Origin of the sequence: Arthrobacter sp. NPDC057013, from assembly GCF_042674585.1 — a bacterium.
GTDB lineage: Bacteria > Actinomycetota > Actinomycetes > Actinomycetales > Micrococcaceae > Arthrobacter.
Genome location: NZ_JBHUSE010000002.1, coordinates 1 through 12,400, shown reverse-complemented (window position 1 = coordinate 12,400; position 12,400 = coordinate 1). Strand labels below are relative to the sequence as shown.

Annotated in this window: 10 protein-coding genes; 6 read left to right on the top strand and 4 right to left on the bottom strand. The window is 67.0% G+C overall.

Annotated features, from left to right (window positions below; translation table 11 throughout):
* Window positions 1–41: 41 nt before the first annotated feature.
* On the top strand, window positions 42–1,505 hold the full coding sequence (locus ACFTSA_RS04070; RefSeq protein WP_377949843.1) for a pyridoxal phosphate-dependent decarboxylase family protein: 1,464 nt from the start codon (window positions 42–44) through the stop codon (window positions 1,503–1,505).
* Between the two features lie 6 nt (window positions 1,506–1,511).
* Here the strand turns inward: ACFTSA_RS04070 and ACFTSA_RS04065 are convergent, their stop codons facing one another.
* The 3 genes from ACFTSA_RS04065 to ACFTSA_RS04055 all read right to left on the bottom strand — a co-directional run bounded on the left by ACFTSA_RS04065 (window position 1,512) and on the right by ACFTSA_RS04055 (window position 4,778).
* The gene (locus ACFTSA_RS04065) at window positions 1,512–2,579 is read right to left on the bottom strand and encodes an aminoglycoside phosphotransferase family protein (RefSeq protein WP_377949841.1); all 1,068 of its coding nucleotides are present in this window, start codon (window positions 2,577–2,579) and stop codon (window positions 1,512–1,514) included.
* A gap of 213 nt (window positions 2,580–2,792) precedes the next feature.
* Window positions 2,793–3,536, bottom strand: a complete 744-nt coding sequence (locus ACFTSA_RS04060; RefSeq protein ID WP_354261801.1) for a VIT1/CCC1 transporter family protein — start codon at window positions 3,534–3,536, stop codon at window positions 2,793–2,795.
* 45 nt (window positions 3,537–3,581) lie between these two features.
* Window positions 3,582–4,778 (bottom strand): DUF4439 domain-containing protein, encoded by a 1,197-nt coding sequence (locus tag ACFTSA_RS04055; protein ID WP_377949840.1) that lies wholly within the window; start codon window positions 4,776–4,778, stop codon window positions 3,582–3,584.
* A gap of 105 nt (window positions 4,779–4,883) precedes the next feature.
* On the opposite strand from ACFTSA_RS04055, the gene rimP reads away from it, so the two are divergent.
* The 5 genes from rimP to rbfA all read left to right on the top strand — a co-directional run bounded on the left by rimP (window position 4,884) and on the right by rbfA (window position 10,888).
* Complete coding sequence (rimP, locus tag ACFTSA_RS04050) at window positions 4,884–5,501, top strand: ribosome maturation factor RimP (protein ID WP_377949839.1); 618 nt, start codon at window positions 4,884–4,886, stop codon at window positions 5,499–5,501.
* Window positions 5,501–6,478, top strand: coding sequence for a transcription termination factor NusA (gene nusA, locus ACFTSA_RS04045; protein ID WP_076798160.1), 978 nt, complete (start codon window positions 5,501–5,503; stop codon window positions 6,476–6,478). Before rimP ends, nusA begins: the two co-directional genes overlap by 1 nt.
* Window positions 6,479–6,727: 249 nt before the next feature.
* Window positions 6,728–7,069: a YlxR family protein gene (locus ACFTSA_RS04040; protein WP_377949837.1), complete on the top strand. Its 342-nt coding sequence runs from the start codon at window positions 6,728–6,730 to the stop codon at window positions 7,067–7,069.
* A 152-nt stretch (window positions 7,070–7,221) separates the two neighbouring features.
* Window positions 7,222–10,092: a translation initiation factor IF-2 gene (infB, locus tag ACFTSA_RS04035; RefSeq protein WP_377949836.1), complete on the top strand. Its 2,871-nt coding sequence runs from the start codon at window positions 7,222–7,224 to the stop codon at window positions 10,090–10,092.
* A 286-nt stretch (window positions 10,093–10,378) separates the two neighbouring features.
* The gene (rbfA, locus tag ACFTSA_RS04030; protein WP_377949834.1) at window positions 10,379–10,888 is read left to right on the top strand and encodes a 30S ribosome-binding factor RbfA; all 510 of its coding nucleotides are present in this window, start codon (window positions 10,379–10,381) and stop codon (window positions 10,886–10,888) included.
* Window positions 10,889–11,011: 123 nt separating this feature from the next.
* On the opposite strand, the gene ACFTSA_RS04025 is transcribed toward rbfA, so the two are convergent.
* The gene (locus ACFTSA_RS04025; RefSeq protein WP_377949833.1) at window positions 11,012–12,133 is read right to left on the bottom strand and encodes a ScyD/ScyE family protein; all 1,122 of its coding nucleotides are present in this window, start codon (window positions 12,131–12,133) and stop codon (window positions 11,012–11,014) included.
* Between the last annotated feature and the right edge of the window lie 267 nt (window positions 12,134–12,400).

The window sequence follows — 12,400 nt, the reverse complement described above, 5'->3', positions numbered from 1 at the left end:
GTGTCCTCGCGGGCAGCTCCGGGACGGCGTAGCATGCGTCTATGTCAGCCGGTGCGGAACCGTACCGGGATGCCCTGGCCGCAGCCGTCCGGCACGCCACGCGCTGGCTGGAAAGCCAGCCCAGCCGCCGGGTAGGTCCGCAGCAGGCAGCCCGGGAGCTTGCCGCAGCGTTCGACGGAGCGCTGCCACAGTCCGGCATGGCGCCGGCCGACGTGGTGGACTACCTGGCCAGCCACGCCGAACCGGGCCTGATGGCCATGCCGTCCGGACGCTTCTTCGGCTGGGTCATCGGCGGCACCCTCCCGGCCGCCATGGCGGCGGACTGGCTGGTCAGTTCCTGGGACCAGAACTCGGTGCTCCGCTACGCCACCCCAGCCACAGCCGCCATCGAGGATGCCGCCGGCCACTGGCTGCTGCAGCTGCTGGGCCTGCCGGAGGAGTCCGACGTCGGTTTTGTCACCGGAGCCACCATGGCCAACTTCACCGGGCTGGCGGCCGCCCGGTGGCGGCTCCTCAAGGACTCCGGCTGGGACCTGGAACGCGACGGGCTCTTCGGAGCGCCCCGGATCCACTGCCTGGTGGGGCAGGAACGGCACGACACCGTGGACCTGGCGCTCCGCTACCTGGGCTTGGGCAGGCCTACCGTGGTTCCGGCCGACAGCCAGGGACGCATCGACGCCGCGGAGCTGGACTGTGCGCTGGACCGGATCGCGCTGGAGCATGCTTCCGCGCATCGTTCGGAAGGCGCCCAGGCTGGCGAAGCCCCGGGACGGGGACCTGCCCTGGTGCTGGTGTGCCTGCAGGCCGGAAACCTCCACTCAGGAGCCTTCGATCCCTTCGCCGCAGCCATCGCGGTGTCCAAAGCACACGGTGCCTGGGTCCATGTTGACGGGGCCTTCGGACTCTGGGCTGCGGCAGTTCCGGAACTCGCGGGGCTGACCGCAGGCGTCGAACAGGCCGACTCCTGGGCCACCGACGCCCACAAGAGCCTCAACGTCCCCTACGACTGCGGCGTCGTCGCGGTTCGGGACGCGCAGGCGCTGCGAAGTGCCATGGGGCTCAACGCCAGTTACCTCCTCCAGGATGCCGACGGCTCCGGTGATCCGAGCCAGCGGGTGCCTGAGCTGTCCCGCAGGGCCAGGGGAGTGCCCGTCTGGGCAGCGCTGAGGTCCCTGGGCAGGGACGGCGTGGCCGAACAGATTCGCCGTCTGGCTTCCTCCGCCTCCCAGCTCGCTGAAAAGCTCACCGCCGTTGACGGGGTGGAAGTACTCAACGACGTCGGCTACACGCAGATCACGGTGGCTTTCGGCGATGACGCCACAACCCGGCGCGTGGCGGATCGGCTCATCGCCGACGGCAAGGTCTGGATGTCCGGGTCGCGTTGGCATGGCCGGGACGTGGTGCGGATATCTGTCAGCAACTGGACCACCGACGCCGACGACGTCGCCACCGCTGTGGCGGCTGTGCGGACGGCAGTCGAAGCCGTCCGCCAAGCAGGGCCCTAACTAGTCTTACGGAGGGCTGGAATTCGTGGCTTCCTCGCCCGGCTCGGGCAAGTCGTGGGCAGCCGGAAGCCCGTCCAAGGTCCGGCCGGCAAGGGTGCTGGCCACCCACAGCGAGCGTGCCATCTCGCCGCCGTGGTGCGGTCTCGAGGCGTAGTGCAGCGCGTTGTCCACCTCGCGGGCCAGGCTCCACTGCCGGGCCACCTCCGGGTCCAGCCCGGACGCGACGCTGAAGTCATGGCACCTCGCCAGCAGGCCAGCGGCCGGATCCGACGCGGGCAGGTCGGGGATCCGGTTCCAGAGCACGGGAGCCACGGCAAATTCCGCCTCGCCCACCATCGGCTGCGGGTCGATGGCGGCAAAGCCGTCGGCGGCATTCTTTCCTGCCGTGGCACCCCCGGACTCAGGTCCGGGCGTGTCCAGCCTGGCCAGGATGTTGAGGTAGTGGAAATCGGTGTTCACCAGGACGTCCTCGGAGGAACGGCGGCCCACGGCGCCGCGCGTCTGGCAGACTTCGAGCGCGGCCTCCAGCAGCCACCGGGGAAACGGGCGGCCAAGCTGTTCCCATTCGGCGGGCAGGTCGTCGCTCCACTGTTCCGCCCTTGCGGCCACGTGCGCAAACTCCTGCCACTGCGGCCGGCCGTCGGGCAGGAGGCTCAGCTGCCGCATCAGGCTGGCCCACACCTCAATGGCGGCGTCCATCGGCTCTGTCCGGAGCGACCTGCCCGCATCCAGGCGCTCGAGGAGCATGGAACAGGTTCCGGCGTCGGAGGCCAGCAACTTCACTGCGCCATGGCCGCTCCACAGCGCCAGCGCATGGCGTTCCACCAGAGCTTCATCGTGCGGAAAGGCCACCTTGAGTGCCGCGGCCGATCCTGCCGCGCGGACCGGCACCACAACACCGCCGTGTCCGCTCCACGGAAGCGCTCCGGGTTCCAGGTCAAGCTCAAGCTGCCACTGGTCCAGCCGGCCGCGGATCATGTCCGGCAGTGACGCCAGCCAGGCCCTGCCGGCGCTGCTGCGGGAATAGCGGCGCGTCAGGTCCGGGGGGATGGGAACGTCTGCTGGCGGGCTCACAGCTCCAGCGTAGTAGAGGGGGCCCTGCAGACTGGGCAGGTGGCATGTCACGTGTGGCTTGGAGTTTTTGTCCACATAATGGCCGCTGAAGGCCCTTTAAGTCGCGACAAATGGACAAAAACTCCTAGTCGGTGGCTTGGGTGGCTCTTAGCCGGTGGCTTGGGTGGCTCCTAGCCGATGGCTTCTCCGCTGCTGGACGATGCCGCTGGCGCCCTAGACGATGCCGCTGGCGCCCAGCAGGTTGCCGATCGTGAACGTCGCGGCCAGGGCAAGGCCACCACCCACCACCACGCGTGCGCCCGCCCGGGTTTTCGAGCCGCCGCCGATCCAGGCACCGATTGCGCCCGTCACGGCAAGGGCCAGCAGGACGGCTCCAAACGTCACGGCAACGCGAATGTTTTCCGGAGGGAGCAGGATGGCGAGCATCGGCAGTACGGCCCCCAGCGTGAACGCAATGGCCGACGCAAAGGCGGCATGCCAGGGGCTGACGATGTCCTGTTCGTCGATATTGAGTTCGGCTGAAAGGTGGGCGGCCAGGGCATCGTGCTCGGTCAGTTCCCGGGCAACGGTCCGGGCCGTTTCCTCGCTCAGGCCCTTGCTGCGGTAAATGGCAGCGAGCTCCAGCAGCTCCTCTTCCGGTTCTTCCGCAAGTTCCCGCCGTTCCTTCTCGATCAAGGCCTTTTGGCTGTCACTCTGGCTGCTGACGGAAACGTACTCTCCCAGTGCCATGGATACGGCACCGCCCACGAGCCCGGCAGCACCGGCAGCGAGGATGGGGCCGTTTTCGCTGGTCGCACCGGCGACGCCCACCACAATGGCCGCTACCGACACGATCCCGTCGTTGGCTCCGAGGACACCGGCGCGCAGCCAGTTCAGGCGGTGCACGATGTCGTTGTGATGGGGCTCATTAGCGTGCTGCCCATCAGGGAGCGACAGCGATTTGTCCGTGGAGTCCATGGTTCCAGCAAACCACCTGGGGACAGCCGTCTGCCAGTGGAAATGTCATCCGTCGGTCTGGCTTGATGATTGCGCGGCCGGTCGGGGAAGGTCCGGCAGGAGCGCAGTGTCCAGCACGATGCCGGGTACGGGCCCCGGATCGGACCCCCAGCGCATGGTCCGCTGGGCAGCCGCGACCAGCGAGGAGACAGCCCACCGCCGGGTCTCACCGTCGCTCAGCGCCACGAGGTCGCCGTAGACCGGGAGTGTTCCGGATTCCAGACTGGCCAGCCCCGCGGCGGGTTTCTGCAGGAACGAGCTGCCCAGGGTGTAGCCCGGTTCGCGGGGAGGAACCAACACGCAGTGAACACGGGTGTATGCCTCTGCCTGGCCAACGAGGGTCTCGTGGGTGGCCAGCAGGGCGGCGGCCTGGTCCGCGGCGGAGCCGTCCAGGCGCGTCAGCGCCACCTGGTAGCCGTAGACCGTCTCAACTTCTGTCCGGACCACCCGGTCGAGGGCGGCAGCCAGCGTGGCATTATCGGCCGGGTCCGCTGCTGGCGCGGGCTGGCCACCGGTACCCGATGGGGCGCCGTTCTGTGACCCGGTGCTGCTCCCCGAAGACCCGGTGCTGCTGCCCGAAGGTGTGGCCACGGAGCATGCCGTGGCCGCGTTGCGCTGCGTTGCCACCGGCGCCTGGAGCGCAGGCGGCGGCGTTCCGGCAGCCTGAGCCAGCGTCGTCGCCTGAAGCAGCTGAGCGGTTCCTACCGCGGCGAGCAGGCGGGCCATCCCGCCGTCGGCCCTCTCAGCAGCGACGAGACGTGCCTTGCCGCTCTTGGACAGCGTGGCCACCAAAGCCGGCAACGTTGCTGTGCCTGACGTTGGTGTGACCGACGGTGCTGCGCCTGATGATGCCGTGGCCGAGGGGCCGGCAGATCCAGACTGCCCGGCCGTGGAACGGGCGCCGGCGCCCGGAAGAAGGAGCGCCCTCGCCTGCGTAGTCAGCAAAGTCACAGTGTGCGAAAACAGCTGCCGCCGGTCGCCGGACGATCCGTTTGCGAGCTGCTGGCTGGCCGTCCTCATGTCCAGGGTTTCGGCGAGGGCTGCGGCGCGTGCTTGCTCGGAGAAGGTTGGCACTGCGGGAGCCGGGGATTCCCGCGGAATCAGCGCAAAACCGAGGCTCAGCACCAGGAATGCTGCGAGTGCCAGCAGGCCGTACCGGAGATAGCTGGCCGGCCTTCTTTTTCGCCCGCTGTCGTCATTCACAACAGACCATGTTGTCACGGCCGGCGGGAAGTCCGTGCACCAAGGCGCCCGGAAAATCGCTACGCTAGTAGTCACAACATCATCTAACGGGAGGCGGCCGGCATCGTGAGCAATGCAGAAGCCACGACTTCATCAGACCGGACCGACGCGGGAAAGGCTGAGCCCGCGGCTGTCCACAATCCCGAGGCTGAACGCCTCCGGGCGCTGCTGGAACCCGCAGTCCAGTCGCACCGGCTTTACCTGGAGGATGTTGCCATCCACATCGCAGGTTCGAACCGTGTGGTCCACGTAGTGGTGGATCTGCCGCAGGAAGAAACGGGCGGGGTGGGCCTTGACGTCATTGCAGACATCTCCAAGGAACTCTCCGACATCCTGGACAGCGACCCTGGCACAGACAGCCGCCCCTATGACCTTGAAGTTTCATCGCCCGGCGTCGGACGGCCGCTGACCGAGCCGCGCCACTGGCACCGCGCCCGCGGCCGAATGGTCACCGTCAACGTGATCCAGGGCGAGAACGTCACGGGCAGAATCAGCTCCGTGGACGACGCCGGCGTGACCCTGGTCCCCGAAATCGCCGTCAAGAAGGGCATGAAGCCCAAACAGGGCGACCCCGTAAAACTTCCTTTCGACAAGATCCGCAGCGGAAAAGTCGAAATTGAGTTCAGCCGCCTCGACGAGGCCGGTCTGGAAACTGAGCACAATGGACCTTCTGAGGAGGCCTGATGGATATTGACATGAGCGCGCTGAGACTACTGGAGCGTGAGCGCGAAATCCCGCTGGATCTCCTCATCCCCACGATCGAGCAGGCACTGCTCGTCGCCTACCACAAGTCGCCGGGCGCCTTCGAGAAGGCCCGGGCGGAGCTGGACCGCAAGAGCGGCCACGTGACCATCTGGGCCACGGAAATCGACGACGACGGCGCGCCCATCGGCGAGTTCGAGCACACGCCGGCCGGGTTCGGCCGCATCGCCGCCAGCACCGCCCGGCAGATCATCCTGCAGCGGCTGCGCGACGTTGAGGACGACAACGTCCTGGGTGAATTCAAGGGCCGCGAGGGTGAACTCGTTGCCGGGCTGATCCAGCAGGGCAACAACCCGCACATGATCCAGGTCAACCTGGGCACCGTGGAAGCCCTGCTCCCGCCGCCGGAACAGGTGCCGGGGGAGAAGTACATCCACGGAAACCGGCTGCGAGCGTACGTGATCGACGTGCACCGCGGAACCAAGGGCCCGTCCATCACCCTGTCCCGTTCGCACCCGGGCCTGGTTCGGAAGCTTTTCGAACTGGAGGTCCCGGAGATCGCCGACCGTTCCGTGGAAATCGTCGCCCTGGCCCGCGAGGCCGGGCACCGCACCAAGATCGCGGTCAAGGCGAACACTCCGGGCATCAACGCCAAGGGTGCCTGCATCGGCGAAATGGGCTCGCGCGTGCGGGCTGTCATGACCGAACTGAACGACGAAAAGATCGACATCGTTGATTTCAGCGAGGATCCGGCCACTTTCATCGCCAGCGCACTGTCGCCGTCGCGCGTGAATTCAGTCACCATCACCGACGAGGCCACCCGTTCGGCCCGCGTCGTGGTGCCGGACTACCAGCTCTCCCTTGCCATCGGCAAGGAGGGGCAGAACGCCCGCCTCGCCGCCAAGCTGACGGGGTGGCGGATCGATATCGTTTCCGACGCCGCCGCTCCGCGCGGTTAGAAGCACCGGCCGGACGGCGGAAAACCGTCCGGCCGAGGCCCTTGGCCTGGCCGGTCTGCCCGCCCCCGCGGCGGGCAGTTTCGTTTTCCGGTTTCGGGTATGGGGCCCGTGAGGGGCTAGAATAGAACTTGGCCGCGCCCAGCGGCCGGCATCAGCGTGTTCGTGCGCCCAGGCCTGTCGAAAGCAGGCCTGCCGAAAGGCAGTGGCGGTCGGGCACGCAGATAGGTACAGGCAGGAAGATACTCGGCAGTGGCACACGTGCAACAACTCGGGAATCAGCCGGAGCGTACCTGCATCGGATGCCGGAAAAAGGGGCCGCGGTCAGAGTTGCTCCGGCTCGTCGCCGACACCGGCGGTTCGTCCGCCGTCGTGGTGGATGAACGACGCCGGATGGCTGGCCGGGGTGCATGGCTGCACCCCAGCGAAGCGTGCCTGGCCCTGGCGGTCAAGCGGCGAGCCTTCGGAAGGGCCCTCAACGGGTCAACCGGAACCGCCGCCGTCGAACGCCGGATAACGGCAGGAGCGCACGCTGCGGACGTCCCGGCGTCTGCAGTACCAACCGTCCAACCTGAAAGCGGGTCAGAAATCTGATGGAAACCCGATGAGTTCCCAGCGATGAGTGCGTAACGATGACAACTTTGTTGCGCTCTGCAAAGGGCCTTTCAGCTGTAACCGCAGCGGGGGCCCGCAGTAAGAAGTAGACGGTTCGTGCCTGGCTCGGTGCGGACCGAGACAGGAGAAATGTGGCCAAGGTCCGCGTACATGAGCTTGCAAAAGAGCTCGGTATTACTTCCAAAGATGCAGTAACCAAACTGCAGGAACTGGGCGAATTCGTTCGCTCCGCCTCTTCCACCATTGAGGCCCCCGTGGTGCGGAAACTCCGCAACGCGTTCCCGGCTGCCGCCGCTTCGAAGTCCGAAGCCCCCGCAGCTGCCCCCAAGTCACCGGCCAGGCCGGCAGAGTCCCGTCCCGCGCCGGCTCCCGGCCCCGCTGCCCCCAAGGCTGCGGCGCCTGCGCCGGCTCCCGCACCGGCACCGGCCCCCAAGGCCGAGGCGCCTGCAGCTCCGGCTGCCCCCGCCGCCCCGGCAGCTCCGGCTGCCGCAACGCCTGCTGCGCCTTCCACCGGTGCCAAGCCGGGTGCCCGTCCCGCGCCCAAGGCGGAGACTCCCTCACGTCAGGGTGGCGCTCCGCGTCCCGGCGGACCCCGCCCGGGCAACAACCCCTTCGCCACGTCCCAGGGCATGCCCCGCGGCCGTGGAGGAGACGGCGAACGTCCGCCGCGCCCGGGCAACAACCCGTTTGCAACTTCCCAGGGCATGCCCCGTCCCGGCGGCGGCCGCACTGACGGCGAGCGTCCCGGTGGCCCGCGTCCGGCAGCCGGTGCGGGCGGACCCCGTCCCGGTGCTCCGCGTCCCGGCGCTACGCCCGGCCCGCGTCCTGCGGCCGGTGCAGGCGGCCCCCGTCCCGGCGGTCCCCGTCCGGGTGCCGGTGGGAACCGGCCCACGCCGGGCATGATGCCTAACCGCACGGAACGTCCCGCACCTGCAGGTGCAGGCCGTCCCGGTGGCGGCGGACGCGGTCCCGGCCGTCCCGGCGCTCCCGGAACCGGCGGTCCCGGTGGCGGCGGCGGTGCTCCGGCCGGCGGTGGCTTCGGCAAGGGTGGCCGCGGTCGCGGTGGTACCCAGGGTGCGTTCGGCAAGGGCGGCGCAGGCCGCGGCAAGCAGCGCAAGTCGAAGCGCGCAAAGCGCCAGGAACTTGAGCAGATGAGCGCACCGTCGCTGGGTGGCGTGAGCGTACCCCGCGGCGACGGCAACACCGTTATCCGTCTTCGTCGTGGCTCGTCCATCACGGACTTCGCTGACAAGATCGAGGCAAACCCCGCCGCGCTGGTCACCGTGCTCTTCCACCTTGGTGAAATGGCAACGGCCACCCAGTCGCTGGACGAGGACACCTTTGCCCTCCTCGGCGAGGAACTCGGCTACAAGCTGCAGGTCGTTTCGCCCGAGGATGAAGAGCGTGAGCTCCTCAGCACGTTCGATATCGACGTCGAAGCCGAACTTGAGGCCGAAGGCGACGAAGAGCTCGAGGCACGTCCTCCGGTAGTCACCGTCATGGGTCACGTTGACCACGGTAAGACCCGCCTGCTGGATGCCATCCGTAACTCTGACGTCGTTGCCGGCGAGCACGGCGGCATCACGCAGCACATCGGTGCCTACCAGATCAGCCACGAGCACGAGGGTGCGCTGCGCGACATCACCTTCATCGATACCCCGGGTCACGAGGCGTTCACCGCCATGCGTGCCCGTGGTGCGAAGGTCACGGACATCGCCATCCTGGTTGTGGCAGCGGACGACGGCGTGATGCCCCAGACCGTTGAAGCACTTAACCACGCCCAGGCGGCCAACGTGCCGATCGTCGTGGCCGTGAACAAGATCGACAAGGAAGGCGCGAACCCGGACAAGGTCAAGGGCCAGCTCACCGAGTACGGCCTGGTTCCCGAAGAATACGGTGGCGACACCATGTTCGTTGAGGTCTCTGCCCGCCAGAACCTGAACATCAACGAACTGATCGACGCCGTGCTCCTGACCGCCGACGCCGCGCTTGACCTGCGGGCCAACCCGGACAAGGCCGCTCGAGGCATCGCCATCGAAGCGAACCTGGACAAGGGCCGCGGTTCCGTGGCCACCGTCCTGGTGCAGTCCGGTACCCTGGCCGTCGGCGACACGATCGTGGCCGGCACGGCCCACGGCCGCGTCCGCGCCATGTTCGACGAAGACGGCGAGGCCCTCGACGTTGCACTGCCGTCCCGTCCGGTCCAGGTCCTCGGCCTGTCCAACGTGCCGCGCGCCGGTGACACCTTCCTGGTGACCGCCGACGAGCGCACGGCCCGCCAGATCGCCGAAAAGCGTGAAGCCGCCGACCGCAATGCCCAGCTGGCCAAGCGCCGCAAGCGCATCAGCCTGGAAGACTTCGACCAGGCCGTCGCCGAAGGCAAGATCGACACCCTCAACCTCATCCTCAAGGGTGACGTGTCCGGTGCCGTGGAAGCCCTCGAAGACGCGCTGCTCAAGATCGACGTCGGCGAAGGCGTGCAGCTGCGCGTCATCCACCGCGGTGTGGGTGCGATCACGCAGAACGACGTCAACCTGGCAACGGTCGACAGTGCCGTTATCATCGGCTTCAACGTCAAGCCCGCCGAGCGGGTTGCCGAACTGGCAGACCGCGAAGGCGTGGACATGCGCTTCTACTCCGTCATCTACGCAGCAATCGATGACATCGAGATGGCCCTCAAGGGCATGCTCAAGCCGGAGTACGAAGAGGTCCAGCTGGGCACCGCCGAGGTCCGCGAAGTGTTCCGTTCCTCCAAGTTCGGCAACATTGCAGGCTCCATCGTTCGCTCGGGCACGATCCGACGCAACTCGAAGGCCCGCATCAGCCGCGGCGGCAAGCTCATCGGCGACAACCTCACGGTGGAGACGCTCAAGCGCTTCAAGGACGACGCCACCGAGGTCCGCACGGACTTCGAGTGCGGTATCGGTCTTGGCTCGTACAACGACATCGTTGAAGGCGACATCATCGAGACCTTCGAGATGCGCGAGAAGCCGCGCGTCTAGGTTGTCTTAGCGCTACAGGTGCGGGGCCGTTGGGTTTTTCCCGGCGGCCCCGCACTGTCGCCCGACCCGGGAGCCTCCGAGTTTTGGGGGCGCCCCGCCCCTACGCTGGACGGCTTGGGATCTTCGATCGCTAGCCGCCCAGCTCCGGCAGGCCCGATGCCACTCCCGGGCGCCCCCAAAAACTCTCCGGCATCGTCTTAGACTCACCTCAGGTGCGTGGCAGCAAAGGTAAACCAAGAAGCCAAGCCGCCATCGCGCCGTCGTACCTCAAAACTTAGGAGTAAAAATGGCTGATCCGGCACGCGCTGCCAAGATGGCGCAGCGGATTAAGGTTGTTGTTGCTGAGGCTTTGGGCCGGAAGGTGAAGGATCCCCGGCTTGAGGGGATTACTGTCACTGATGCCCGTGTGACCAATGACCTGCAGCATGCCACCGTCTACTACACCGTGTTCGGCGACCAGGCCGTGCAGGCTGATGCGGCCAAGGGGCTGGAGAAGGCCAAGGGCGTGCTTCGGCAGGAAGTGGGCCGGAACATCACTGCCCGGCTGACTCCCACGCTTGAGTTCATTGCGGACCAGATCCCCGTGAACGCGTCCAACCTCGAAGAGCTGCTCCGCACCGCGAAGCAGCGCGATGCCGAGGTTGCTGAGCTGGCCAAGAACGCCAAGCACGCAGGCGAGGCCGACCCGTACAAGAGCGACGCCCAGCCGGACGTGGATATCGACGAAGACGACTTCGACGAAGAGGACCTGGACCTGGCGGACGACGAGGCAATCGACGAGGACCGGAACCGGTAGCGTTCCGAGTTTCTGCTCATCGGAGCCCATGCCGCCAGGCATGGTGAGGGTGCGGCCGGGTCAATTCGATCCGGCCGCACCCTCACCTTTTGCTGTCCTTACTTTTCCCGTGCCTGCTTTTCGCTAATCATCCAAAGGGGTCTTCACCACCCGGCCGTCCGGTGCCGCATTCGGTGCGGGCAGCGTGTTGACCGTGGCGTAAATGCCTCCGCCCCTGATGTCGACGTCGGCCGCGAGCATGCCCGGAAGCACCACCGTCTGATTGCTCGAGTGGGCGGACAGCCTCAGCACGCCCTTGCCGAACAACGACGCGACGTAGACGTGCCCGTCGTCGTCCATGTCCAGGCCGGTGGGTGACATCACGTCGTCGGCGAACAGCTTGACGCGGCCATTGTGGGGATTGATCTTGTACACCGCCCCGCGGGCACCCAGCACGGGGTCCTCCGGGCCGCCGGGCAGCACGGAGACGTACAGCCAGCCGTCCGGTCCGCGCTTGACGTCGGTGGGCACGGGCTCGAAGCCGTAGGTGTGGCCGGCGATGCAACCCGGAAGTTTGAGGGCCGCGGCCTCCTTCGCGGTGAACGTGTGCGGCCGGGCAGGCAGCACGGCAACGGTTTCAGCCTCGCCCGACTCCACGTCGACCGACACGATGGCGTTGGCCCCGGCGTCGGCTACGTAGATGGTGTCGCCGTAAACATCGATCCCATAGGGATGCGAGTCGATCTGGCCCTTGTAGGAGATCGGCACGTCCTTCGGAAGTTTCGAAGCGCAGGCGGCGGGCAAGTCCTTGAAGCCGTAGCTGGTGCCGCCGTCGGCGTTGTGTTTCATTTCCAGGGCGGCCAAATTGCCGAAGGTGCGCTGCTTGCCGTCGGCGTCAATGCTCCTGATGTGTCCGGCCAGCGGCCTCGGATCCATCGGGCCGGCACCCTGGCTCTCGGACAGGTAAATGGTGTCGCCGCGGCGGTCGCTGCCGGCCACGTCCCAGTCCGCCTTACGGTAGACCACAGATTTACTGCCGTCCCGGGCGATTTTCGTCAGCTGCCCCTTGAATTCCTCGCTGACCAGAACCGAACCGTCCGGTCCGTCGCTGAGGTGGAGCGGGCTCAGCAGGCCCTTGGCAAGCACGGCGGGTGCGGTTTGGGCGGCGGAGGCCTTGCCTGCCGGGGCTGCGTGGCCGGCCGGGGACGCCGACAAGAGGAGTGAGGCAGCCGCGACAGCCGCCAATAGTGCTCGTTGCTTTTCCATACCGTCTCCAATGTCTTTGTTGCGCATCCAGAGCATTGAGACCGATATGTGGTCCGAAAAAACGGGTCCCCCGACGCGCGTTATTTTAAGCCCGGCTTTCGGGGCGTGTCGATGGGCCGGGGCTACGCCCGGAGCTGCAAAAAAGTTTCGGAGCGCCTTCGTACGGGCTATTAATGATGCTCCTATTGGTGTCAACCGTTCGGCGCCGCACGTCGTGACAGGGTGACCGGGGAACTGCTTAGTGGCGTCAAGGGTCTGTCGATCGCT

Bases quoted from the DNA above. Each gene is read 5' to 3' on its own strand.
- ACFTSA_RS04070 (WP_377949843.1), top strand. From the start codon at position 42: ATGTCAGCCGGTGCGGAACCGTACCGGGATGCCCTGGCCGCAGCCGTC.
- ACFTSA_RS04060 (WP_354261801.1), bottom strand. From the start codon at position 3,536: ATGGACTCCACGGACAAATCGCTGTCGCTCCCTGATGGGCAGCACGCT.
- nusA (WP_076798160.1), top strand. From the start codon at position 5,501: ATGGATATTGACATGAGCGCGCTGAGACTACTGGAGCGTGAGCGCGAA.
- rbfA (WP_377949834.1), top strand. From the start codon at position 10,379: ATGGCTGATCCGGCACGCGCTGCCAAGATGGCGCAGCGGATTAAGGTT.
- ACFTSA_RS04025 (WP_377949833.1), bottom strand. From the start codon at position 12,133: ATGGAAAAGCAACGAGCACTATTGGCGGCTGTCGCGGCTGCCTCACTC.